19 protein-coding genes are annotated in these 24,314 nt (G+C 66.7%); all 19 read left to right on the top strand.

Annotated features, from left to right (window positions below):
• The first annotated feature begins 81 nt into the window (after window positions 1-81).
• On the top strand, window positions 82-1,059 hold the full coding sequence (gene rsmH, locus AB0J47_RS29740; protein ID WP_364353374.1) for a 16S rRNA (cytosine(1402)-N(4))-methyltransferase RsmH: 978 nt from the start codon (window positions 82-84) through the stop codon (window positions 1,057-1,059).
• Window positions 1,056-1,856 (top strand): hypothetical protein, encoded by an 801-nt coding sequence (locus AB0J47_RS29735; protein ID WP_364353252.1) that lies wholly within the window; start codon window positions 1,056-1,058, stop codon window positions 1,854-1,856. Before rsmH ends, AB0J47_RS29735 begins: the two co-directional genes overlap by 4 nt.
• Window positions 1,857-2,023: 167 nt before the next feature.
• The gene (locus tag AB0J47_RS29730; RefSeq protein ID WP_364353371.1) at window positions 2,024-3,784 is read left to right on the top strand and encodes a penicillin-binding protein 2; all 1,761 of its coding nucleotides are present in this window, start codon (window positions 2,024-2,026) and stop codon (window positions 3,782-3,784) included.
• 66 nt (window positions 3,785-3,850) lie between these two features.
• Window positions 3,851-5,674, top strand: coding sequence for a UDP-N-acetylmuramoyl-L-alanyl-D-glutamate--2,6-diaminopimelate ligase (locus AB0J47_RS29725; protein WP_364353249.1), 1,824 nt, complete (start codon window positions 3,851-3,853; stop codon window positions 5,672-5,674).
• Window positions 5,671-7,335, top strand: coding sequence for a UDP-N-acetylmuramoyl-tripeptide--D-alanyl-D-alanine ligase (gene murF, locus AB0J47_RS29720; protein ID WP_364353246.1), 1,665 nt, complete (start codon window positions 5,671-5,673; stop codon window positions 7,333-7,335). The genes AB0J47_RS29725 and murF overlap by 4 nt, the downstream gene beginning before the upstream one ends.
• 103 nt (window positions 7,336-7,438) lie before the next feature.
• Window positions 7,439-8,515 (top strand): phospho-N-acetylmuramoyl-pentapeptide-transferase, encoded by a 1,077-nt coding sequence (mraY, locus tag AB0J47_RS29715; protein ID WP_364353243.1) that lies wholly within the window; start codon window positions 7,439-7,441, stop codon window positions 8,513-8,515.
• A 49-nt stretch (window positions 8,516-8,564) separates the two neighbouring features.
• Window positions 8,565-10,004, top strand: a complete 1,440-nt coding sequence (gene murD / locus AB0J47_RS29710) for a UDP-N-acetylmuramoyl-L-alanine--D-glutamate ligase (RefSeq protein ID WP_364353368.1) — start codon at window positions 8,565-8,567, stop codon at window positions 10,002-10,004.
• Window positions 10,001-11,479, top strand: a complete 1,479-nt coding sequence (gene ftsW, locus AB0J47_RS29705) for a putative lipid II flippase FtsW (RefSeq protein WP_364353240.1) — start codon at window positions 10,001-10,003, stop codon at window positions 11,477-11,479. Before murD ends, ftsW begins: the two co-directional genes overlap by 4 nt.
• Entirely contained in the window at window positions 11,476-12,603 is a 1,128-nt protein-coding gene (murG, locus tag AB0J47_RS29700) for an undecaprenyldiphospho-muramoylpentapeptide beta-N-acetylglucosaminyltransferase (protein WP_364353237.1), read from the top strand. The genes ftsW and murG overlap by 4 nt, the downstream gene beginning before the upstream one ends.
• Window positions 12,604-12,695: 92 nt before the next feature.
• A complete protein-coding gene (gene murC, locus AB0J47_RS29695) occupies window positions 12,696-14,135 on the top strand; it encodes a UDP-N-acetylmuramate--L-alanine ligase (protein WP_364353365.1) in 1,440 nt (479 codons plus the stop codon).
• A 6-nt stretch (window positions 14,136-14,141) separates the two neighbouring features.
• Window positions 14,142-14,834, top strand: a complete 693-nt coding sequence (locus AB0J47_RS29690; protein WP_364353234.1) for an FtsQ-type POTRA domain-containing protein — start codon at window positions 14,142-14,144, stop codon at window positions 14,832-14,834.
• A gap of 323 nt (window positions 14,835-15,157) precedes the next feature.
• Window positions 15,158-16,399, top strand: a complete 1,242-nt coding sequence (gene ftsZ, locus AB0J47_RS29685) for a cell division protein FtsZ (RefSeq protein WP_364353231.1) — start codon at window positions 15,158-15,160, stop codon at window positions 16,397-16,399.
• A 315-nt stretch (window positions 16,400-16,714) separates the two neighbouring features.
• Window positions 16,715-17,410, top strand: a complete 696-nt coding sequence (gene pgeF / locus AB0J47_RS29680) for a peptidoglycan editing factor PgeF (protein WP_364353228.1) — start codon at window positions 16,715-16,717, stop codon at window positions 17,408-17,410.
• Entirely contained in the window at window positions 17,407-18,156 is a 750-nt protein-coding gene (locus AB0J47_RS29675; protein ID WP_364353224.1) for a YggS family pyridoxal phosphate-dependent enzyme, read from the top strand. Before pgeF ends, AB0J47_RS29675 begins: the two co-directional genes overlap by 4 nt.
• A gap of 105 nt (window positions 18,157-18,261) precedes the next feature.
• A complete protein-coding gene (locus tag AB0J47_RS29670) occupies window positions 18,262-19,038 on the top strand; it encodes a cell division protein SepF (RefSeq protein WP_364353221.1) in 777 nt (258 codons plus the stop codon).
• Between the two features lie 124 nt (window positions 19,039-19,162).
• Window positions 19,163-19,453 (top strand): YggT family protein, encoded by a 291-nt coding sequence (locus tag AB0J47_RS29665; RefSeq protein WP_040688811.1) that lies wholly within the window; start codon window positions 19,163-19,165, stop codon window positions 19,451-19,453.
• An 80-nt stretch (window positions 19,454-19,533) separates the two neighbouring features.
• Window positions 19,534-20,397, top strand: coding sequence for a DivIVA domain-containing protein (locus AB0J47_RS29660; RefSeq protein WP_364353218.1), 864 nt, complete (start codon window positions 19,534-19,536; stop codon window positions 20,395-20,397).
• 87 nt (window positions 20,398-20,484) lie between these two features.
• Window positions 20,485-20,685, top strand: coding sequence for a hypothetical protein (locus AB0J47_RS29655; RefSeq protein ID WP_062988683.1), 201 nt, complete (start codon window positions 20,485-20,487; stop codon window positions 20,683-20,685).
• Window positions 20,686-20,979: 294 nt separating this feature from the next.
• A complete protein-coding gene (gene ileS, locus AB0J47_RS29650) occupies window positions 20,980-24,147 on the top strand; it encodes an isoleucine--tRNA ligase (protein WP_364353213.1) in 3,168 nt (1,055 codons plus the stop codon).
• Window positions 24,148-24,314: the final 167 nt, after the last annotated feature.

Below are 24,314 nucleotides of genomic sequence, written 5' to 3'. Positions count from 1 at the left end.
TAGCAAGGCGACCCGCAGCGAGTGATCCCACTGACACGGCTCGATGCGCAACGACGCGAGGCAGGATTCCGGGAGGTCGAGGTGAACCGTGAACAGGACGGTCCTCGCCATGTTCCGGTTCTGCTCCAGCGAGCCGACGCGCTGCTCGGCCCGGCGCTCGCCGAACCCAGCGCGGTATATGTCGACGCCACATTGGGTTTGGGCGGACACGCCGAACACTTCCTGCGGACCTACCCGAATATCCATCTCGTCGGACTCGATCGCGACACCCATGCACTGGCATTGGCCGGTGCGCGATTGGCGCCCTTCGCGGACCGAATCACCTTGGTACACATCCGATATGACGGGATCGCGGCCGCGCTGAAGCAGGCCGGATTGCCGACCACTGGTTCGGTGAGTGCCATCCTGATGGATCTCGGCGTGTCCTCGATGCAGCTCGACGAGGCCGAGCGCGGCTTCGCCTACTCCGTCGACGCGCCGCTGGATATGCGGATGGATCCGACTACCGGCATCACCGCCGCGGATGTGCTCAACACCTACAGTCACGGTGATCTGGCGCGCGTACTGAAAACCTATGGTGAGGAACGCTTCGCGGGCAAGATCGCATCCGAGGTGCTGCGCCGCCGGCAACAGAAGCCGTTCCGCACGAGCGCCGAATTGGTCGAATTGCTTTATGCCACAATTCCGGCCGCCGCCCGGCGGACGGGCGGTCATCCGGCCAAGCGGACCTTCCAGGCGCTGCGGGTGGAGGTGAACGGCGAGCTCGACTCGCTGCGCGCCGCGCTGCCCGCCGCCCTCGACTCGCTGCGGGTCGGCGGCCGGATCGTGATCATGTCATATCAGTCGCTCGAGGATCGGGTGGTCAAACACGAGTTGGCGCCGCGCACCACATCGCGGACACCGGTCGACCTGCCGGTCGAATTGCCCGGTATGGGACCGGAATTCAAGTTGCTGACCCGAGGTGCCGAGAAGGCGACCGAACAAGAGATCGAAGAGAACCCGAGGGCGGCGCCCGTGCGGATGCGCGCGGCGGAGAGAATCCAGGAGGGGACAGCATGAGTGTGCGCACGCGTACCGTCGAGGCGCCGGGCCGGATCGCCCGCCGGGTTCAGGCCGCCGAACGGGTGAAATCGGGTGCCGCACAACGGGCCTATGCCAAACGTCGGATGCGTGCCGAGCAATCGGGGGAAACTCACGACCTGCCCAAGCAGCGCGCGTCGGCGATGGCCACGCGAATCCCGTTCGTGGCGGCCATCATCGCGCTGCTCGGCTGCGGCCTCGCGCTCACCCTGCTGCTCACCACTCGTTCGGCCGAGGACAGCTATCAGCTCGGCGATGCCAGGGCGACCAACCGCAAGCTGGCCGACGAACGCGCGGCGCTGCAGCGCGAGGTCGAGGCCGCCGACTCCGCGCCCGAACTCGCCGCGCGGGCCCGTGAACTCGGGATGATCCCGGCCAAGGATCCGGCCCGACTGGTGATCGGACCCGATGGCGGGGTAACGGTGATCGGCAAGCCGACGCCCGCACAGGGCGCACCGGTGCCGCCGCTGAACAGCTCGCCGGTCGCCCCGACCGCCCCACCGACGGTCAATGCCCAGGCCCGCGGCGAACGATTGATTCCGGTGACGACCACGCCGACCGCACCACCCACCCAGCCGAATACCGGCCAGCCCGCGAATGCCCTTGCGGGACAGGCGAGCCCGACACCGGCGACGCCGCCGACATCGAGTACGGTCGCGCAGGCTCCGGTGGAGACGCCGCAACCGGAAACTCCGCAGCCCGTCCCAGCGCAAGCCCAAGCGGCGCAGCCCGAGGCACCCCAACCAGCGCCCAACCCTGACGAGGGCGCCCGATGAGCATGCGGCAGACCAGGCCCGCGTCGCGTGAGCGCCGCGGGCCGTCGGCATCCAAGGCGGGCTCGACCAGAGCCGCTGGAACATCGAGGCCGGCAACCGCATCCAGACCGCGCACGTCCGCCCCGGATCGTCCGCTGCGCCTGCGTCTCGGCGTCGGCCGGGTGATCATGCTGGTCGCACTGGCGGTCGTCGCGCTCCAATTGCTGTGGGTGCAGAGCATTTCCGCGCCCAGCCTGTCCGCGCAGGCGGCCAGCCAGCGCACCACCCGCAAGATCGATACGGCGACCCGCGGCCCGATCACCGACCGCTACGGCAAGTCCCTGGCGTACACCCTGAGCGCGCAGGCGCTGACCTTCCAGCCGGTGGTCGTGCGCAAACAACTCGCCGATGCGAAGGAGAAGTCGGCCAAGGCCCCGGATCCCGATGAGCGGCTCAAAATCATCGCCAAGGCCATCCACGACAAGATCGGCAAGGATGCGCCCGCCGAATCGGCGCTGCTGGACAAGCTGAAGAGCGATACAGCCTTCGTCTACCTGGCCCGCAATGTCGATCCGCGCATCGCCTCCGATATCACCGTGCAATTTCCCGAGATCGGCGCCGAACGCCAGGATGTGCGCGAATATCCGGGCGGCTCGCTGGCGGCCAATGTGCTCGGCACCACCGGCTGGGATGGACACGGCCAGATGGGGCTCGAATCGTCGCTGGACTCGCTGCTGGCGGGTACCGACGGTTCGCACACCTACGACCGCGGCTCCGACGGTGCGGTTATTCCGGGCAGCTGGCGCGATAAGCAGCCCGCGGTAAACGGCTACTCCGTCGAATTGACCCTCGACTCGGACCTGCAGTACTACGTGCAGCAGCAGGTGCAGCAGGCCAAGGAGATGTCCGGCGCGAACGCGGCCTCCGCCGTGGTATTGGATGCGAAGACCGGCCAGGTGCTGGCGATGTCGAATGACAACACCTTCAATCCCGCGCTGGGGTCGCAGCATTGGGGCAATGCCGAAATGCAGAATCCCGCGGTGCAGGATCCGTTCGAGCCAGGTTCGGTCAACAAGATCGTGACCGCGGCCGCGGCCATCGAATACGGTTTGACCAACCCCGATGAGGTGCTGCAGGTGCCCGGTGAGATCCGGATGTCGGGCGTCACCGTGCACGACGCCTGGGAGCACGGCACCTTGCCCTACACCACCACCGGCATCTTCGGTAAGTCGTCCAATGTCGGCACACTGATGCTGGCGCAGCGGGTCGGTGAGGACCGGTTCGCGGATATGGTCAACCGCTTCGGCCTCGGCCAGCGCACCGGTGTCGGGCTGCCAGGTGAGAGCCCCGGCCAGGTGCCCGCGCGCGACCAGTGGTCCGGCGGTACCTTCGCGAACCTGCCCATCGGACAGGGCCTTTCGATGACCACCCTGCAGATGACCGGGATGTACCAGGCCATTGCCAATGGCGGTGTGCGGATTCCGCCGCGCATCGTCAAGGCCGAGACCGCCCCGGATGGCACCCGCACCGAGGAGCCGCAGCCCGACGGCGTGCGTGTGGTGAGCGCACAGACCGCGGCCACGCTGCGCACCATGTTCCAGGCGGTCGTGCAGCGCGATCCGATGGGCGTGCAAATGGGCACCGGTGCGTCGGCGGCGGTCGATGGTTATCAGGTTGCGGGCAAGACCGGCACCGCGCAGAAGGTCGACCCGAGTTGCCGCTGCTATTCGACCTCGTCGTACTACATCACCTTCGCCGGTATGGCCCCCGCGGACAACCCGCGCTACGTCATCGGCCTGATGCTCGACGCGCCGATCCGCAGCTCCGACGGCAGCGGTGGCGGGTCGGTTGCACCGCTGTTCCACAGCATCGCATCCTGGGTGCTGCAGCGCGATCGGATCCCGCCATCACTCGAGCCGTCGCGACGATTCGTTCTGCAGGCTTCATAAGATTGGAGCCGCGTTGCCCGGCGGTGAGCCGACGTCGGTAACCTGACTCGACACCCAATCCCGTCCATGCCGATTCCCGAGAGGAGCCCTGTGCCCGCGCAGTCCAGCCAGCACGTGCTCCGGCCGACCCATCCGCGGTCGACGCCGTTGTCCACCGTACTGGCCATGACCGGTGCCAGCTCGTCACGAGCCGACCTCGCGCAGATCCAGGTCACCGGCATCGAGCAGCGCTCGCATGCGGTGCGACCGGGTGATCTGTTCGCCGCACTGCCGGGCGCGCAGGCGCACGGCGCCCGTTTCGCGCGCGATGCCGTCGAACGGGGCGCGGTAGCCGTCTTCACCGACCCCGCGGGCGCCGAACTGGTGGGTGAGCTCGATGTGCCGGTGTTGGCGCGTGAGCAGCCCAGGTCGGTGCTCGGCGAACTTTCCGGCGCGCTCTACGGCAATCCGTCCGAGCGGCTGCGCATCGTCGGCATCACCGGCACCTCGGGCAAGACGACCACCGCGTATCTGGTGGAGGCCGGGCTGACCGCCGCCGGCCTGTCCACGGCGCTGATCGGCACCATCGAGACCAGGATCGGCGGTCGCCGCGTGCCGAGCGCATTGACCACGCCCGAGGCGCCGCAGTTGCACGCCATGTTCGCGCTGATGGTCGAGCAGGGCGTGGACGCGGTCGTGATGGAGGTTTCCAGCCACGCACTGGCGCTGGGCCGGGTGGATGGCGTGCGCTTCGCCGTGGGCGCGTTCACCAACCTTTCCCAGGACCACCTGGACTTCCACGCCGACTTCGAGGATTACTTCGCCGCCAAGCGCAGGCTTTTCGAAGCCGATTCGCCGATCGCCGCGCACACGTCGGTCATCTGCGTCGATGACGAATGGGGCCGGCGCCTCGCCGCCGATCTCGCGGCACCGATCACCGTATGCACCACCGGTTCCGGCACCTGGCAGCTGACCGGCGAGGTATCCGCGCACGGCGGTGAGCAGGAATTCACCGCCGCCGGACCGGACGCGAATGTCGATGTGCGCCTGCGGCTTCCGGGGCGCTACAACATCGCCAACGGACTGCTCGCGGTCGCGGTCTGCACCGCGGCCGGTGTGGATCCCGCCGTCGCCGCGCCCGCACTGGCCACCGTCGACGTGCCGGGCCGGATGCAGCGGGTCGAGCGCGGACAGGACTTCCTGGCCATCGTCGACTACGCACACAAGCCCGCGGCGGTGGAGTCGGTGATCGCCACGCTGCGCGGTCATCTGGCGGCGGGAGCGACGAGCCCGGAGGCGGCAGGTAGTGGGGGGCCGTCGACGTCGGGCACCGGAAGGGATACGCGCATCCACGGCGGGCACCGCGAATCCGATACTGCCGCCGATACCGGTGGTCGGCTGGCCGTGGTCGTCGGCGCGGGCGGCGACCGGGACGCGGGTAAGCGCCCCCTGATGGGTGCGGCCGGTGCGCGCGGCGCCGATCTGCTGATCATCACCGATGACAATCCGCGCAGCGAGGATCCGGCCGCCATCCGCGCCGCGCTGCGCCGGGGCGCGCTGGCGGTGCCGGAGGCTGAACGCGGCGCGGTGCGCGAAATCGGGGACCGGGCCGCGGCCATCGCCGCCGCCGTCGACTGGGCCCGTCCCGGCGACGTGGTGCTGGTGGCGGGTAAGGGACATGAGGTAGGGCAGGAGATCCAGGGTGTGAAGCATCCGTTCGACGACCGCGAGGTGCTCGCGGCGGCGTTGGAGCGACGGGAGCGGGGCCCGCGGGACGACAACACCGCCGCGGGAGCGACGGGCCCGGAGGTGGCAGCGAAGCGTGACCACGCAGGGCCCCGCGAGCGCGGCCGATCCAATACTGAGCAGAGTCCGCAGGGGTCGGACGCGGAGGACTTGACGGTTTCATGATCGAGATGACACTGCGGGAGATCGCGGAGGTCGTCGGCGGCACGCTGCACGACGCCCCCGACCCGGAGGTGACGGTAACGGGTTCGGTCGAATTCGATTCGCGTCGAATCGGTTCCGGGGATCTTTTCCTGGCCCTGCCCGGTGAGCACGCCGACGGCCACGACTATGCGAAGTCAGCTGTCGACGCCGGTGCGGTCGCGGTGCTCGCGGCGCGCCCGGTTGGCGTGCCCGCGATCGTGGTGACTCCCAGTCCGGGTACTGTGCCCGCGAAATCCGTTGCGCTGGCCGGTGATTCGGATGGGTCGGGTGCCGCGGTACTGGCCGCGCTCGCTACGCTCGCCCGGGTGAGCGTCGAACGTCTTTCCGCCGCGGGAGCGACGGGCCCGGAGGCGGTAGCGGAGCTGGACCACGCAGGGCCCCGCGAGCGCGGCAAATCCAACACTGCGAGAGGCGGACTCACCGTGATCGGGGTGACCGGCTCCTCGGGCAAGACCTCGACCAAAGATCTGCTCGCGGCCGTGCTAGCGCCGCTGGGTCCGGTCGTCGCACCGCCCGGATCATTCAATAACGAACTCGGTCATCCGTGGACCGCGTTGCGCGCCGATGCCGACACCCGCTTCCTGGTGCTGGAACTGTCCGCGCGTGGACCGGGCCATATCGCCGCGCTCGCGCAGGTCGCGCCGCCGAAGATCGGTGTCGTGCTCAATGTCGGCACCGCCCATCTCGGTGAATTCGGCAGTCGCGAGGCGATCGCGCAGACCAAGGGGGAACTCGTCGAGGCATTGCCGTCGACGGGACTGGCGGTACTCAATGCCGACGATCCGCAAGTGGCTGCGATGGCCACGCGCACGCAGGCCCGCGTGGTGACGGTCGGCCAGGCGAGCAATGCCGAAATCCGCGCCACCGATGTGCATCTCGATGCCGAGGCACGCGCGGGCTTCACGCTGCACACCAGCAAGGGCAGCGTCCCGGTGCAGCTCGCCGTGCACGGCGAACACCAAGTCGGCAATGCGCTGTCCGCCGCCGCCGTCGCGCTCGAATGCGGTGCGGATCTCGACACCGTCGCGCAGGCACTCGGCGGCGCGCATGCCGCATCGGCCCGCCGCATGGATGTGCGCACCACCGCCGACGGCATCACCGTCGTCAACGACTCCTATAACGCCAATCCGGATTCGGTGCGCGCCGCGCTCAAGGCGCTGGTGACCATGTCTCGTGCGGGCGGAACCCCGCGCCGCAGCTGGGCCGTCCTCGGCGAAATGGGTGAACTGGGCGAGGAATCCGTCATCGAACACGACCGGATCGGCCGCCTCGCGGTGCGCCTGGATGTTTCCCGGCTGATCGTGGTCGGCACCGGAAGGCCATCCCACGCGATGCACCAGGGCGCGGTAATGGAAGGCTCGTGGGGCGAGGAGTCGATCCTCGTGCCCGATATCGGCGCGGCCATCGCGCTGCTCGACAACGAGGTCGAGCCGGGCGATGTGGTGCTGGTCAAGGCGTCCAAGGCGGTCGGACTGTGGGCGGTCGCCGAACATTTGACCGGCGCGGAACGTGCGGGAATTAGTCGGGGTAGCACGGAGGCGCGAGGCGTGAGCGAGCGAACCAAAGGCACAGCGGCCATCGGCCGAACGACGGAGCCGAGCGGCAGCGAGGCGGAGTCGTGAGTGAGCGAAGCGAGCGAACCATGAACGCCGTGGCTTCCTGCCGAACCATGGGCACTGCGGCATTCTGCCGAACGACTGAGCCGAGCGTCAGCGAGGTTCAGTCGTGAGACAGATTCTGTTCGCGGCTGGGATCGCGCTTGCGGTCTCCATCCTGCTGACTCCGCTATTGATACGCATCTTCGCCAGGCAGGGCTTCGGGCAGGAGATCCGGGTCGACGGTCCGGCCAGTCATCAGGCCAAGCGCGGCACCCCGACCATGGGTGGTGTGGCCATCCTGGTCGGCATGTGGGCGGGCTACCTCGGCTCACATCTGATCGGCATCGGCTACGACGCCGACGGGCCTTCCGCCTCGGGCCTTCTGGTGCTCGGGCTGACCACCGCACTCGGTGTGGTCGGCTTCCTCGACGACTTCATCAAGCTGCGCAAGCAGCGCAATCTTGGGCTGTCGGCCGCGGGCAAGTACGTCGGTCAGATCAGCGCGGCGGTACTTTTCGGTATCCTCGCCCTGCAGTTCCGCGGCGGCAACGGGTTGACTCCGGCGAGTAAGCATCTGTCCTATGTCCGCGATATCACCACGGTGTCGATGGGCGTGATCATCTTCCTGTGCTGGGTCTGCCTGCTGGTCGTGGCCTGGTCGAATGCGGTGAACCTGACCGACGGCCTGGACGGTCTTGCCGCGGGGTCGATGAGCCTGGTGCTGGGCGCCTACGTGATCATCACGTTCTGGCAGTACCGCAACGCCTGCGCGACGATCCCGGAGGCGGGCTGCTACAACGTGCGCGATCCGCTGGATCTGGCGCTGGTCTGCGCCTCGGCGGCAGCCGCGTGTGTCGGGTTCCTGTGGTGGAATGCCGCGCCCGCCAAGATCTTCATGGGCGATACCGGTTCGCTGGCCCTCGGCGGCATGCTCGCGGGCCTGTCCATTACGACGCGCACCGAGTTGCTGATGGTCGTGATCGGTGCGCTGTTCGTCGCGGAAACCGCCTCGGTGGTGTTGCAGGTCGCGGTGTACCGCACAACCCGCAATCGGCTGTTCAAGATGGCGCCGTTCCATCATCACTTCGAACTCAGCAAATGGGCCGAGACTACGGTGATCATCCGGTTCTGGCTGTTGGCGGCCATGGCGTCGGCGGTCGGACTCGGCCTGTTCTACAGCGAATATCTCTCAGCGGTCGGGTGAAGTAGCGATGGTCGAACATTCTCCGCGGGCCCTGCGAACACCGGGGCCCATGCTCGAATTCCTGCGTGGCCGCGAGGTTCTGGTGGCCGGATGGGGTGTCTCGGGCCGCTCGTTGATCGAACCGCTGCGCGACATCGGCGCACGTCCGGTGGTCACCGACGGCGGTGCCGCCGCATTGGCGGAGGCGGCCGGGCTCGGTCTGGACATCGCGACCTGCACCGAACTGGAAACCGCGGACTGGAGCCGCTTCGCACTGGTCATCACAAGTCCGGGCTGGCGGCCGGATTCCCCGGTGCTCGCCGCCGCGGTGACCGAGGGCACCCCGGTCTGGGGCGATGTCGAATTCGCCTGGTGGGTCGATCAGGCCAGGATCTATGGCCCGGTCCGCAAATGGCTGGTGGTGACCGGTACCAACGGCAAGACCACCACCACCTCGATGGTGCATTCCATCCTGCGCGCGGCCGGTATCGCCAGTGTCGCCTGCGGCAATATCGGGCTGCCGATCCTGGATGCGCTGCGCCGCAATCCCGGTCCGCAGGTGCTCGCGGTCGAACTGTCCTCGTTCCAATTGCATTGGGCGCCTTCGGTGCGGCCCGAGGCCGGTGTGGTGCTGAATGTGGCCGAGGATCACCTGGATTGGCACGGCGGCCTCGACGCCTATGCTGCCGCCAAGTCCAGGGCACTCTACGGTCGCGTCGGTGTCGTCGGACTCGACGATCCGGTGGCCGCCTCGCTGGCCCGGCGCAGTAAGGCGCGCCGGACGGTCGGCTTCCGGATCGGCGTACCCGCCGACGGCGAACTCGGTGTCGTGGACGGCAAACTGCTCGACCGCGCCTTCACCAAGGCCGCCATCCTGGCCGAGGTCGGCGATATCAGCCCCAAGGGACCAGCCGGTGTCGCCAACGCACTCGCCGCCGCCGCGCTGACCAGGGCCATCGATGTGGCGCCGCAATTCGTGCGAGAAGGCCTCATCGAGCACAAGGTCGGTCCGCATCGAGCCGCCTTCGTGCGCGATGTGGCCGGTGTCGAATTCATCGATGACTCCAAGGCCACCAATCCGCATGCCGCGCGCTCGTCGATACTCGCTCACCCGCAAGTGGTTTGGATCGCCGGTGGGCAGTTGAAGGGTGCGTCGGTCGAGGATCTGGTCGAGGAGATCGCCGATCGCCTCGCCGCCGCCGTGCTCATCGGGGCCGACGCGCCGGTGATCGCGGCCGCATTGGCGCGACACGCGCCCGAGGTCCCGGTTGTCGAGGTCCGCGCGGGAGACCATGCAGGGATGGGTGAGGCCGGTATCGATGAGACAGCCGACGCCGTGATGACGCGTGCCGTGCGCGCCGCGGCCGGGCTCGCTCGTCCCGGGGACACCGTACTGCTGGCTCCGGCCGCGGCCTCCTTGGATATGTTCGCCGATTACACCCACCGCGGGCGCAGTTTCGCCGCCGCGGTGGCCGCGCTGGAAGACGGTGACATCGGGCGGCATCTATGACCGAGACGACACGGCGGAATCGGCTGGCTGCCACCAAATTCGGCGCCTGGCTGGCGCGCCCGCTCGCGTCGTTCCATCTCGTCGTCACGATCGCGACACTGCTGACGGTGCTCGGTCTGGTCATGGTGTTGTCGGCATCGAGCGTCGAGGCGTATGTCGACGGCGGATCGGCGTATTCGCTGTTCATCCAGCAGGCCATGTTCGCCGCGATCGGCGCGGTGCTGTTCTATCTGGCACTGCGGATTTCCTTGCGCCGACTGCGGCAATGGTCGTTTCCGCTGTTCGCGATCTCGGTGCTGGCGCTATTGCTGGTGTTGATTCCCGGCATCGGCTCCGAGGTGCAAGGTGCGCGGCGCTGGTTCTTCATCGGGCCGATCTCGGTGCAGCCCTCGGAGATCGTGAAGGTGACGCTGGTGGTGTGGGGTGCGCATCTGCTCGCTTCGCGTCGCTCGGAACAGGCCGGCCTGAAAGATATTCTGGTGCCGCTGGTGCCTGCCGGTCTGCTGGTGTGTCTGCTCGTCGTGCTGGAGCCGAATCTATCGACCACCATCGCGCTGGGCATCGTGCTCGCCGCACTGCTGTGGTTCGGCGGACTGCCGGTGCGGTTGTTCGTCACTATCGCGATTTCGGGCGTGATCGCCGCAGGCGTCCTCGCACTGTCCGCGGGGTATCGCTCGGACCGGATGCGCGCCTTCTTCAACCCGGGTGATGATCCGCAGGGCATCAATTACCAAGCGCGCCAAGCGCTGTACTCGCTGGCAGACGGCGGCATCTGGGGTCGTGGCCTCGGCCAGAGCCGGGCCAAATGGCAGTACCTGCCGAATGCACACAACGACTTCATCTTCGCCATCATCGGCGAGGAACTCGGATTTCTCGGCTGCGCACTGGTGTTGGGCCTGTTTGCACTGTTCGTCTACACCGGCCTGCGCATCGCGAGCCGTTCGGTCGATCCGTTCCTGCGGTTGCTCACCGCGACCGCGACCACCTGGATCACCGGCCAGGCGCTGATCAACATCGGCTATGTGGTCAACCTGCTGCCAGTGACCGGTCTGCAGCTGCCGCTGGTTTCGGCGGGCGGTTCGTCGCTGGCGATCACTCTGTTCATGTTCGGCATCATCGCCAATGCGGCCCGGCACGAGCCCGAGGCGATTGCGGCGCTGCAGGCCGGACAGGACGGCAGATTCAGCCGACTGCTGCGACTGCCCAAGCCGGAGGTGTACTCACCGGCGCGGGCGGATGCGGCACGTGCGCGCTCGGCCGCGGCCAAGGCCAAGGCGGCCGAACAGCGGGCACGGGCCGAACGGGCCAAGGCCGACCGGGCGCGGGGCGCACGGCCGCAGGGGCAGCGGAGTCAGTCCGAATCCGGTCGACGGCGCGTGCCAGAGAGCCGAGGGACGAGTTCACTGCGGGCGACCAGGGCGTGGGAGCCGAGCTATCCGATAAACCATGCGAGAGATCGGGGAAGATCCAGGTGAGTGCGGAGCGACCCCGCAAACCACTGTCGGTGATCGTCGCGGGCGGTGGTACCGCGGGACATATCGAGCCCGCGCTGGCCGTCGCCGACGCGCTGCGGCGACTCGACGAATCGATCCGGGTCACCGCACTCGGCACCGAACGCGGACTCGAGACCAAACTGGTGCCCGAGCGCGGCTATCGGCTGGAGTTGATCCCGCCGGTTCCGTTGCCGCGCAAGCTGAGCGCGGATCTGCTGCGGCTGCCCGGCCGTGTCCGTGCGTCGGTGGCCAAGACCAGAGCGGTCATCGATGCGGTCGAGGCCGATGTGATCGTCGGCTTCGGCGGCTATGTCGCATTGCCCGCCTACCTCGCGGCGGGCCGGGGCGCGCTCGGCCGCAGGCGCGCGGTGCCGGTGGTGGTGCACGAGGCAAATGCCAAGGCAGGTATCGCCAATAAGGTCGGCGCCAGGCGCGCGGCCAGAGTGCTCGCCGCCGTACCCGATTCGGGGCTGGCCAAGGCCGAGGTCATCGGCATTCCGGTGCGCGGGTCCATTACCTCGCTGGATCGGGCCGCGCTGCAGGCCGAAGCCCGTGCCCATTTCGGCCTGCCTGCCGAGGGCCCGGTTCTGCTGGTCTTCGGTGGCTCGCAGGGGGCGGTCTCGTTGAACAAGGCGATCTCCGGGGCGGCGCCACAGCTGGCGGCGGCGGGCGTTTCGGTGCTGCACGCGCACGGCCCCAAGAACACTCTCGAGGTCCCGCAATCGGATGAGGATGGGGCGCGGTATATCGCCGTGCCGTATCTTTCCCGAATGGACCTGGCCTATGCCGCCGCCGATGCGGTCGTCTGCCGCTCCGGCGCGATGACCGTCGCCGAGGTGTCGGCGGTCGGCCTGCCCGCGTTCTATGTGCCGCTGCCGCACGGCAACGGTGAACAGGAACTCAATGCCAGGCCGATCGTCCGCCAGGGTGGTGGCAGAATCGTCCCCGATGCCGAGCTGACCCCGAAATATGTGATCGACGAGGTGATACCGCTGCTGACCGACCGCACACGGCTGATCGAAATGAGCCTGTCCGCCGCAGGCGCCGGACACCGCGATGCCGCCGACGCGCTCGCGCGCATTGTCGTCGAGGTGAGCGGCCGGTGACCACGGGAGCCGATGCCACCGAATCCGGGGCGGTCGAATCCGGCGCCGACCAGGCGCGCTCGGCTCTGCCGCCCGAATTGGCGCGCGTGCACATGGTCGGGATCGGCGGTGCCGGCATGTCCGGAATCGCCCGCATCCTGCTCGCGCGTGGTGGCTCGGTCTCCGGTTCGGATGCCAAGGAGAGCCGCGGTGTGCTCGCGCTGCGGGCCCGCGGTGCGCAGGTGCGCATCGGGCACGATGCCAGTGCCCTCGATCTGCTGCCCGGCGGCCCGACCGCGGTGGTCACCACCTATGCCGCCATCCCGAAGACCAATCCCGAACTGGTCGAGGCGAATCGGCGCGATATTCCGGTGCTGTTGCGCCCCGCCGTACTCGCCTCGCTGATGCGCGGGCATCGCACGCTGCTGGTCTCGGGCACACACGGCAAGACCTCGACCACCTCGATGCTGATCGTGTCTTTGCAGCACTGCGGATTCGACCCGTCCTTCGCGGTCGGCGGCGAACTCAACGAGGCGGGCACCAATGCCCACCACGGCACCGGCGAAATCTTCGTCGCCGAGGCCGACGAAAGCGACGGCTCGCTGCTGCAGTACGACCCGGATGTCGCCGTGGTCACTAATATCGAATCCGATCACCTGGACTTCTTCGGCTCCGATGAGGCCTACGTCCAGGTCTTCGATGACTTCGCCGACCGTCTCGGTCCCGGCGGGCTGCTGGTGGTGTGTCTGGACGATCCCGGTTCGTGGGCGCTGGCCGAGCGAGTCGGTGCGCGGTTGGCGGAGAAGAACGTTCGGGTGCTCGGCTACGGATCGGGTGAACTGCCCGACGCGCCGGTGCCGGTGGGCGTGCGGCTGCACAGTTGGGAGCCACGCGATGTCGGCGGGCTGGCCCAATTCCAGCTCATCGATGAGGCCGCGCCGCGCACCCTGCGGCTCGCGGTGCCCGGTCGGCATATGGCGCTCAACGCATTGGCCGCGCTGCTCGCCGCGCGTGCCGCTGGGGCGGATGTGGACGAAATCATCCAGGGGCTGGAAGGTTTCGGCGGCGTGCATCGCCGGTTCCAGTTCGTCGGCCGGGAAAACGGCGTGCGCGTCTTCGACGATTACGCCCACCACCCGACCGAGGTGCGGGCGGTCCTCGGCGCGGCCGCGGAACTGGTGCAGCAGGAGGCCCGCGACGGTGCGCGCTCACGACAGGGCCGGGTCATCGTGGTGTTCCAGCCGCACCTCTACAGCCGCACCGCCACCTTCGCCCAGGATTTCGGCGCGGCGCTGAGCCTTGCCGACGAGGTCGTCGTGCTGGATGTCTACGGTGCGCGGGAGAAGCCGCTGCCCGGCGTCAACGGCGCACTCGTCGCCCAAGCCGTCACCAAACCCGTGCACTACCAGCCGGATATGTCGCGGGTCGGCCGCCAGGCCGCGGGCCTGACACTGCCCGGCGATGTGGTGATCACCATGGGCGCGGGCGATGTGACGATGCTCGGCAGCCAGATTCTCGATGGGCTGCGCGCGCGTCCGCAATACGGGCGGTGACCCGCGATGCGAACCGCGGGTGACTGGTTCGACCGGGCACACCGGGGTCGCCTGCGCCTGTGGGGTCTGCTCGGCGTGTGCGTCCTTACCGTTGTCGCGGTACTGGCCTGGTTCACCCCGATGCTTTCGGCGAGCACGGTCGAAATCGACGGTTTGATCGTGGTTCCCGAGGAACAGGTGCGCGACAAACTCGAGATCCCGTCCGGCCGCTCGATGTTGCGCATCGACACCGATGCGATGGCCCGGCGGGTGGCGAGCATTCCGAAGGTCCGCAGCGCACGGGTGCAGCGCGTATTTCCCTCCACCGTCAAGGTGACGGTGGACGAGCGCACGCCGGTCTTGTTCTGGGATAGTCCGCAAGGCGCGCATCTGTTGGATGCGGAGAGTGTGGAGTTCGCGATCGAGGACGCACCCATCGGCGTTGCGAAGCTCATTGCCGAACATCCCGGCAGCGATGATCCGGTCACCCGGGCCGCGGCATCGGTGCTGTCGGTACTGCCTGCGGCGCTGATCGGGCAAGTGGACGAGGTTGTCGCGCGGTCGATTTCGAATATTTCCCTGAACCTGCGCGACGGTCGCGCGGTACTGTGGGGAGGAACTAATGACGCGGAACGCAAGGCGGCCGTGGTGATGCCGCTGTTGACCCGCGATGGAACGGTGTTCGATGTTTCGAGTCCGAATCTGGTCACGGTAAAGTGATCGATACCCATTGTGCCCAGGGGTTTTTCGATGGAACTGTGACCGCAGTGGGAACAGCCCAGCGAGACCGGGGGTTCGGGGGCAACCGTTCACGATACGACGTGTTGCGCGGTGAGACGAGAGGGATCACACAAGATTCTGTCAGTCGTTTCGGCGCGCCTGCGCGCCTATCGCGGCGGCTGCGAATAGCGTTCCGCAGCAGTCGGATACTTGACATAACGCTAACCCTATGGTTGAGCTTTAGGGTTGGCTCGGACCTGCCACAGACCGAATGTCGAGAATTCGAAAACGACAGACTTTAGATCGAAGGAAGGCGAGAGCCCATGACGCCCCCGCACAACTACCTTGCTGTGATCAAGGTCGTCGGTATCGGCGGCGGCGGTGTGAATGCCGTCAACCGGATGATCGAACAGGGACTCAAGGGAGTCGAGTTCATCGCGGTCAACACCGATGCGCAGGCGCTGCTGATGAGCGATGCCGACGTCAAACTCGACGTCGGCCGTGAGCTCACCCGCGGTCTCGGCGCCGGTGCCGATCCGGAGGTCGGGCGTAAGGCCGCCGAAGATCACAAGGACGAGATCGAAGAGGTGCTCAAGGGCGCCGACATGGTCTTCGTCACCGCGGGTGAGGGCGGCGGCACCGGTACCGGTGGCGCGCCGGTCGTCGCGAGCATCGCGCGCAAACTCGGCGCGCTGACCATCGGTGTGGTCACCAGGCCGTTCTCCTTCGAGGGCAAGCGCCGTGGCAACCAGGCCGAGGTGGGCATCAACCTGCTGCGCGAATCCTGCGACACGCTCATCGTCATCCCGAACGATCGGCTGCTGCAGCTCGGCGATGCGGCGGTCAGCCTGATGGACGCCTTCCGTTCCGCCGATGAGGTACTGCTCAACGGTGTGCAGGGCATTACCGATCTGATCACCACCCCGGGTCTGATCAACGTCGACTTCGCCGACGTGAAGAGCGTGATGTCCGGCGCGGGCAGCGCCTTGATGGGCATCGGTTCGGCACGCGGCGAGGGCCGTTCGGTCAAGGCCGCCGAATCGGCGATCAATTCGCCACTGCTCGAGGCATCGATGGACGGTGCGCACGGCGTACTGCTCTCGATCGCGGGCGGTTCGGATCTGGGTCTGTTCGAAATCAACGAGGCGGCCTCGCTGGTGCAGGAAGCCGCGCATATCGAGGCGAATATCATCTTCGGCACCGTCATCGACGATTCCCTCGGCGATGAGGTTCGCGTCACGGTAATCGCGGCCGGTTTCGATGGCGGCGGCCCGGCCCGGCGCACCTTCGAGGCGGGGCGCGGCGCGATCGGTTCGGCTCGGGCCGGTGAGATCGGCCAGAGTAGCCGGGCCAGTGAGATCGCCGCCGCCGCGCGCACCGAAACCGCTTCCGCCGCAGGTCAAACCGGCTCCACCCGGGGCGCGGTGCCGAGCTACCGGGATTCCGAACGGGCCCGCACGCTGGCCGAGCCGACGGTCACGCACAACACGCGCTCGCATATCGACCCGCCGGATTCCGATGACGACGACGATGATGTAGACGTGCCGTCGTTCATGCGTCGCTAGGCCGCCGTTCGCACGATTCGGTCGCCTGGGCTGGCAGACTGGCGGTATGCCAAAGCAACGACAGATTTCGTTCGTACATGGGTAACTCATCGGGTACACCCAAAGCTCAGCCACTCCGCCAACCGCCGGACCGGTCGAGTACTGCCGAGGCACATAACGACCGGCAAAAGACTCGGGGAGGCGGGGGAGCACATGGGTAACTCGGCGGGTACGTCCAGCACCCAGCTGGGCACACGACCGTCGGCCCGCGACGGCGCCGTCGACGTGCACGACGACCGGCAAAAGTTCCGGGGAGGCGGGGGAGTCGTTCGACGAGTGACGACCACAAGGGCGGGCGGTTTCTCGGCGCCGCCATACGATTCGTTCAATCTCGGGGATCATGTGGGGGACGACCCGGCGACCGTGCAGCGGAACCGGGACCGGCTGGCCCAGGGTATCGGCCTGACACCGGATCGGCTCGTGTGGATGGAACAGATCCACGGGCGCAATGTCGAAATCATTGATGGGCCACGGGATGCACCCGTAGCGGCCACCGACGCATTGGTGACGACCGCGCCGGGTCTGGCACTGGTGGTGCTCACCGCGGACTGCGTGCCGATCCTGCTATCCGATGACGAAGCCGGTGTGATCGCGGCCGTGCACGCCGGGCGAATCGGCGCGCGCATCGGCATCGTGCCGCGGGTACTGGACGCAATGGTTTCGGCCGGTGCCCGCATCGAACGGATCGGCGCCTTCCTCGGCCCGGCCGCATCGGGCCGTCAATACGAGGTGCCCGCCGCGATGCGCGCCGATGTCGAGGCGCATCTGCCCGGCAGTGCGACAACCACCGTGCGCGGCACCCCCGCACTGGACTTGCGGGCCGGAATCAGCAGACAGCTCACCGAAGCCGGAATCGGCGGGGTGGCCATCGATCCGCGCTGCACGATCGAGGACAAGACGCTGTTCAGTCATCGCCGCGGCGCGCCGACCGGGCGCATCGCCGGTGTCATCTGGATGCAGGCGGACACATGAGTACCGAATCCATTGCGGCCGAGGCAATGGACGGCCGGACCGCCGAACTCGCGGCGAATCTCGCCGATCTGAACAAGCGAATCGGCGCGGCTTGTCATGCGGCCGGGCGTGCTGCGGACTCGGTGCGGCTGCTGCCCGTGACGAAGTTCTTCCCGGCCACCGATATCGCCATCCTGCATCGCTTGGGCTGCAGGGAATTCGGTGAGTCCAGGGAGCAGGAGGCCACCGCGAAGGTCGCCGAACTGACCGACCTCGCGGAGGTGCGCTGGCACATGATCGGTCGGCTGCAGCGCAACAAGGCGCGGATCGTCGCGCGCTGGGCACATGCGGTGCACTCGGTCGACAGCGAACGCCTGGCAACGGCCCTTGACACCGCGGCGCGGGCCGCCTTGGACGCGGGCGAGCGCGGCGAACCGGTTCGCGTATTGGTACAGGTGAGCCTGGACGAGGATCCGGGTCGTGGTGGGGTCGCCCCGGAAGATCTTGCGGCACTGGCCGATCGGGTGGCGACCGCGCCGGGACTGCAGCTCGCGGGCCTGATGGCGATTCCCCCGCTCGACGCCGTTCCGGACGATGCTTTTGCACGCCTTGCGCATTTGCATGCCCTGGTACGCGCGGATCATCCCGAAGCGGCCGAACTGTCCGCTGGCATGTCCAGCGATCTGGAATCGGCAATCGAACACGGTTCTACCTGTGTGCGTGTCGGTACCGCCTTGATGGGCGCTCGACCGATAACCTCGGCGTAGCAAAGAAACCTCATCAGTCACATTCGACACATATGCTGGGACTGGAGAGGACTGAGCAAGACTTCAACACCCGGCCGCCACCGGGGCCGAAGGAAGGTCTATGAAATGAGCACGCTGCACAAGTTCAAGGCGTACTTCGGCATGGTTCCGCTCGAGGATTACGAAGACGACTATGTCGCCGAGCCGGCCCCCCGGGGTGTGGACGAGCGCGGCTCACGTCGTCCCCGGCCCCGTGACTATTCCGAGCGCGCCGGTTACGGCGCGGACCGCTATGCCGAAGACCGCTACGACGATGAGCCGGATTACGCTGAGCCGGCGTACAAGTCGCCGTACAAGGCGGGATATCCGGTGTCTCGGCGCGACGACTACGTCGAAGAGCCCTACGTGGACGACCGCTATGACGCGCGGCCCCGTCCCACCAGGATCGATGCCGCGCCGGGCGCGTCGCGATTCCGTGCGGGCGGCAGCGCGCCGATGTTGCGGGGAGCCACCAGGGGTGCGCTCGCCGTCGATCCCGAGGCCGAGGAGCGGCGACTGGAGGAGCGCGTGCGCCCCGAGCCCGCGCCCGCACGTCGGCCGGGGATCTTCGAGGACGGAGGTCCCTTGTCCAAGATCACGACGCTGCGCCCGCGCGACTACAGCGAGGCCCGCATCATCGGTGAGCGCTTCCGCGAGGGTAACCCGGTGATCATGGACCTGGTCGATCTGAGCAATGCCGACGCAAAGCGGCTGGTCGACTTCGCCGCCGGTCTCGCTTTCGCGCTGCGCGGCTCATTCGACAAGGTCGCGACCAAAGTGTTCCTGCTCTCACCGGCCGATGTCGATGTCTCGGCCGAAGAACGTCGCAGGATCGCCGAAACCGGCTTCTACAACCAGAAATAGCACTGTGATCCGGGGGTTCTGTTAGACCCGTTGCGTATGGGGCTGACCTTTTCGAGCGACCTACAAGCAGTCGCTAGCGGTGTGGTCACTTTGCGCGACGCGGATTTTGGGGCAGAGTGAGATCGTGGCCTTGTTTGCGGTGCTCTACTTCGTACTGTTCATCTTCTGGCTGTTGTTGATCAGCCGAGTGATCGTGGAGTTCATCCGCAGCTTTGCCCGCGACTGGCGCCCGAGCGGCTTCGTCGTCGTCATCCTCGAGGTGATCTTCACGATCACCGATCCTCCGGTGAAACTCCTGAGGCGGTTGATACCACCGGTGTCATTGGGAGGAATTCGGCTCGATCTGTCGATTATGGTCCTGCTTTTCGTCGTCTTCATCTCGATGACGTTTGTGGGCGGCCACGCCGACGGGTAGCCCTGGTGTGACAGAATGAACCGAGAAGATAGCTTGCTAGATCTGCTAGATCTCCAAAAGACGCGTGAAGGGATCCTTCCATGCCGCTGACCCCAGCCGATGTGCACAACGTCGCGTTCAGCAAACCACCGATCGGGAAGCGCGGCTACAACGAGGATGAGGTAGACGCCTTCCTGGATCTCGTGGAGCAGGAGCTCTCGCGTCTGATCGAGGAGAACGCTGACCTGCGCCAGCGGGTTGCTGAACTCGATGCGGAACTGGCCGACGCCAAGAAAAATCGTGGTCCGGCAAATGCCGCCGCAGTGAAAGCACCGGTCCAGCAAGCCCCGCCGCCCCCGCCCGAACCCATCAAGCCACCGGTGCAACAGGCCCCGCCGCCGCCTCCGATGCCGGTCGCGGCCCCGGTAGCCAAGGATGCGCCGAGCGCGGATGCGAATCTGCAGGCGGCCAAGGTGCTCAGCCTCGCCCAGGAGATGGCGGACCGGCTGACCAGCGATGCGAAGCTCGAAGCGGAGAACCTGCTGTCGAATGCCCGGGCCAACTCCGAACGCCTGGTCGGCGACGCGCGAACCCGCTCGGAGGCGATGATCGCCGATGCACGGCAGAAGTCGGATGCGATGCTCTCGGATGCCCAGACCCGTTCGGACAACCAGCTACGGCAGGCCAAGGAAAAGGCCGACGCGCTGCAGGCCGATGCCGAGCGCAAGCACACCGAGATCATGGCCACCATCACCCAGCAGCGCAGCGTGCTGGAGAGCCGAATCGAGCAGCTCAAGACCTTCGAGCGGGAGTACCGCGTGCGACTGAAGTCGTACTTGGAGTCCCAGCTCGAGGAGTTGGAGAACCGTGGCTCGGCGGTGCCGGTGGATGGCGGCGAGGCCTTCGTCGACTCCAATACCGCGAACAATCTCGCTCCCGCCTCGTTCGCCAAGGGCGCCAAGTAATCTCGTGGTAGAGAGATATCTCCGCTGTAGTTGCTGTTTGAGTAACTAGAGGTACGCCGAGCCGCCTGGCATGCCTAGGGGGTAAATATGCTCGTTTTGACGCTGGTCCTTGCCGCGATCGGGTTCGCCCTGCTCGTGGCCGCGCTGACCACTGGGTCGGTGCTATGGGCCTGGGGGTGCATCCTCATCTGCATCGTGGGTGCTGTGCTGTTGCTGGTGAGCGCGCTTTCCATGCGCAGCTCCGAGGGTGATTCCGCGCCGCCGCCTGGTCGGCATGCGAAACGGTAATTGTGGGCCCAACAAACTGGTTTGACCGTACTGGTTAGAATCAAACATGTAATCGGCGTAGATCCGGCCATCACCGGGGAGCCTTCGGAAGAACGGTGCGCACACCGCACTCAGTAGAACCGAACGGGCGAGCCCGTCACAGCTCGAAACGAGAGGTCCTGGTTGGTCGCGCGGATCGGCGCGCCGCCCGGACAAGCGGGGTGGTACCGCGGTTTCGACGCAACCGGCGTCGTCATCGTCCCCGTGCTGACACATACGCGCCACGGCGCGGCGGCACGAGGAGACGTATCCGCGATGGCGGACGAACCTTCCAGCAGCGCATACCCGCGCGTCGATCTGGCAGGCCCTTTCGAGCGACCTGCAAGCAGTCGCTACGGAACCGGCAGCGGGTCATCTTTCCCCGACCTGGAGCGTCGGGTCCTGGACGCCTGGGCCGCCGACAACACCTTCCGCGCCAGTATCGAGAACCGTTCGGGTGCAGCGGAGTTCGTCTTCTACGACGGGCCGCCGTTTGCCAATGGTTTGCCACATTATGGACATCTGCTCACCGGGTATGTCAAGGATCTCGTGCCGCGTTTCCAGACGATGCGCGGCAAGCGGGTCGATCGACGTTTCGGCTGGGACTGTCACGGATTGCCCGCGGAAATCGAAGCGGAAAAGCAGCTCGGTATCACGGACAAATCACAGATCGATGCTATGGGTCTCGCGGAATTCAACGCGGCCTGTAAATCTTCGGTTCTGCGCTACACCGGAGAATGGCGCGATTATGTGACGCGTCAGGCCCGTTGGGTGGACTTCGACAACGACTACAAGACGTTGGATCTCGACTTCATGGAGTCGGTGATGTGGGCGTTCAAGTCGCTGCACGAGAAGGGCCTGATCTACCAGGGCTTCCGGGTGCTGCCATACAGCTGGTACGAGCAGACCCCGCTGTCGAATCAGGAAACCCGGCTCGACGACGCCTACAAGATGCGCCAGGATCCGGCCGTCACCGTGGATATGGTGCTGCGCGTGCCGGGCGAGCATCCGCTGCACGAACTCGACGGGGCCAACGCACTCATCTGGACCACCACGCCGTGGACCCTGCCATCCAACCTCGCGATCGCCGTGCATCCCGATTTCCGCTACGTGCATGTGCGCGTCGGCGACGGGAAGCGCTATCTGCTGGCCGCCGAACGGGTCTCGCATTACGCCCGTGAATTGGGCGACCAGCCCGAGGTGCTCGGCGAGTTCGACGGCGCGGCTCTCGCGGATCTATCCTACGACCCGCCGTTCGACTTCTTCGTCGGTCATCCCAATGCGCATCGCGTGCTGACCGCCGACTATGTGACCGCCGAGTCCGGCACCGGAATCGTGCACCTCGCACCGGCTTTCGGTGAGGAGGATATGGATGTCGCCGCCGCCAACGGCATCGAACTCGTGCAGCCGCTGGATCCGGGCGGCAAGTTCACCTCGATGGTGCCGCCGTACGAGGGCCTGATGGTCTTCGATGCCAATCCGGTGATCATCAAGGATCTCAAGGCGGCCGGAAAGCTGCTGCGGCACGAGACGATCGAGCACTCCTACCCGCACAGTTGGCGCTCTGGTCAGCCGCTGATCTACATGGCGGTGCCGTCCTGGTTCGTCGCGGTGACCAAGTTCCGCGACCGGATGGTCGAGCTGAACAAGCAGATCACCTGGGTGCCCGAGCACATCCGCGACGGACAGTTCGGCAAGTGGCTCGAGGGTGCACGAGACTGGAATATCAGCCGTAACCGGTACTGGGGCAGCCCGATCCCGGTGTGGGTCTCCGATGATCCGGACTATCCGCGCACCGATGTCTACGGCTCGCTGGAGGAGTTGGAGCGCGACTTCGGTGTGCGCCCGACCGATCTGCACCGGCCGATGATCGACGAGCTGACCCGACCGAACCCCGATGATCCGACCGGCAGGTCGACCATGCGCCGGGTGCCGGAGGTGCTGGACTGCTGGTTCGAGTCGGGCTCGATGCCTTATGCCCAGGTGCATTACCCGTTCGAGAACAAGGAGTGGTTCGACAGCCACTTCCCGGGCGATTTCATCGTCGAGTACAACGGGCAGACCCGCGGCTGGTTCTACACCCTGCACGTGCTCTCGACCGCGCTGTTCGACAGCCCGGCCTTCAAAACCGTTGCCGCGCACGGCATCGTGCTCGGTGACGACGGACTGAAGATGAGCAAGTCCAAGGGCAACTATCCGGATGTGAACGAGGTGTTCAACCGGGACGGCTCCGATGCGATGCGCTGGTTCCTGATGAGTTCGCCGATCCTGCGCGGCGGCAATCTCATCGTCACCGAGCGCGGCATCCGCGAGGGAGTCAGCCATGCGCTGCGCCCGCTGTGGAACGCGTGGACCTTCCTGCAGCTCTACGCCTCGAAAACCGGTGTGTGGCGCACCGATTCGCAGCATGTGCTGGACCGCTACATCCTGGCCAAGTTGGCCGCGACCCAGGACGTGATGACCGAGGCGCTCGAGGTCTACGACATCGCGGGCGCTTGCGAGGAATTGCGCTCCTTCGCCGACGCCCTCACCAATTGGTATGTGCGCCGGTCGCGTTCGCGCTTCTGGGAGGAAGACCGTGATGCTGTCGACACGCTGCATACGGTGCTCGAGGTCGTCACCCGGCTTGCCGCGCCGCTGCTGCCGCTGATCTCGGAGGTGATCTGGCGCGGGCTGACCGGCGAGCAGTCGGTACATCTGGCCGATTGGCCCAAGGAGGGTGAGCTGCCGCAGGATCCGGATCTGGTCGCCACCATGGACGAGGTCCGGGTGGTCTGTTCGACGGTGCTGAGCCTGCGCAAGGCACAGAACCTGCGGGTGCGCCTGCCGCTGGCCGAGGTCACTATCGCCGCGCCCGATGCCGAGCGGCTGCGGCCGTTCGCCGACATCATCGCCGATGAGGTGAACGTCAAGAAGGTCGACCTGACCACCGATGTCGCCGTGCACGGCCGTTTCGAGCTGGTTGTGAACGCACGGGCCGCCGGCCCGCGCCTCGGCAAGGATGTGCAGACGGTGATCAAGGCGGTGAAGGCGGGCGAATGGTCCGAGAACGCCGCAGGTGTGGTCACCGCGGCGGGCATCGAACTGCTGCCGGAGGAGTACACCCAGCGCCTGGTCGCGGCCGAGCCGGAGTCCACCGCGGCCCTGCCCGGCAATGCCGGTCTGGTCGTGCTCGATTCGGTGGTGACCGAGGAACTCGAGGCCGAGGGCTGGGCCCGCGATGTGATCCGCGATCTGCAGGAGACGCGAAAGTCCCTGGGGCTGGCGGTATCCGATCGCATCACCGTGGTGCTCGCGGTGCCCGCCGATAAGCAGGTCTGGGCACAGACCCACCGCGACCTCATCGCGGGCGAAATCCTGGCCACCGAGCTGACTTTCGGTGATCCGGGCGCGGATGCCGCCGAAATCGTCGGTGGTGTGCGGGTATCGATCGCGAAGGTCTGATACGGCCGTTCCTTGGAACGAGGTGGTCGGGGCGGGATCTCGAGATCCCGCCCCGACCCGCGTCCATGATCTTCTCTGGTGTGATGTAGATCACATGCTGGGAATTAGCTGATTCGTTGTCGTGATCGCACAATGCCCGGCACAATCTGCATGTTGCTGCTGGTGTG

Origin of the sequence: Nocardia sp. NPDC049737, from assembly GCF_040674755.1 — a bacterium.
Taxonomy (GTDB): Bacteria; Actinomycetota; Actinomycetes; order Mycobacteriales; family Mycobacteriaceae; genus Nocardia.
The sequence above is the reverse complement of the archived record's forward strand: the minus strand, read 5'-3'. Positions and strand labels throughout refer to the sequence as shown.

What these genes read in the sequence shown, in the direction of transcription:
- murD (WP_364353368.1), top strand. Translation starts at nt 8,565, where the DNA reads ATGCTCGAATTCCTGCGTGGCCGCGAGGTTCTGGTGGCCGGATGGGGT.
- AB0J47_RS29730 (WP_364353371.1), top strand. Translation starts at nt 2,024, where the DNA reads ATGCTGGTCGCACTGGCGGTCGTCGCGCTCCAATTGCTGTGGGTGCAG.
- AB0J47_RS29725 (WP_364353249.1), top strand. Translation starts at nt 3,851, where the DNA reads ATGCCGATTCCCGAGAGGAGCCCTGTGCCCGCGCAGTCCAGCCAGCAC.
- ftsZ (WP_364353231.1), top strand. Translation starts at nt 15,158, where the DNA reads ATGACGCCCCCGCACAACTACCTTGCTGTGATCAAGGTCGTCGGTATC.
- AB0J47_RS29675 (WP_364353224.1), top strand. Translation starts at nt 17,407, where the DNA reads ATGAGTACCGAATCCATTGCGGCCGAGGCAATGGACGGCCGGACCGCC.
- AB0J47_RS29735 (WP_364353252.1), top strand. Translation starts at nt 1,056, where the DNA reads ATGAGTGTGCGCACGCGTACCGTCGAGGCGCCGGGCCGGATCGCCCGC.
- murF (WP_364353246.1), top strand. Translation starts at nt 5,671, where the DNA reads ATGATCGAGATGACACTGCGGGAGATCGCGGAGGTCGTCGGCGGCACG.
- AB0J47_RS29655 (WP_062988683.1), top strand. Translation starts at nt 20,485, where the DNA reads ATGCTCGTTTTGACGCTGGTCCTTGCCGCGATCGGGTTCGCCCTGCTC.
- murC (WP_364353365.1), top strand. Translation starts at nt 12,696, where the DNA reads ATGGTCGGGATCGGCGGTGCCGGCATGTCCGGAATCGCCCGCATCCTG.
- ftsW (WP_364353240.1), top strand. Translation starts at nt 10,001, where the DNA reads ATGACCGAGACGACACGGCGGAATCGGCTGGCTGCCACCAAATTCGGC.
- AB0J47_RS29690 (WP_364353234.1), top strand. Translation starts at nt 14,142, where the DNA reads ATGCGAACCGCGGGTGACTGGTTCGACCGGGCACACCGGGGTCGCCTG.
- ileS (WP_364353213.1), top strand. Translation starts at nt 20,980, where the DNA reads ATGGCGGACGAACCTTCCAGCAGCGCATACCCGCGCGTCGATCTGGCA.
- AB0J47_RS29660 (WP_364353218.1), top strand. Translation starts at nt 19,534, where the DNA reads ATGCCGCTGACCCCAGCCGATGTGCACAACGTCGCGTTCAGCAAACCA.
- AB0J47_RS29670 (WP_364353221.1), top strand. Translation starts at nt 18,262, where the DNA reads ATGAGCACGCTGCACAAGTTCAAGGCGTACTTCGGCATGGTTCCGCTC.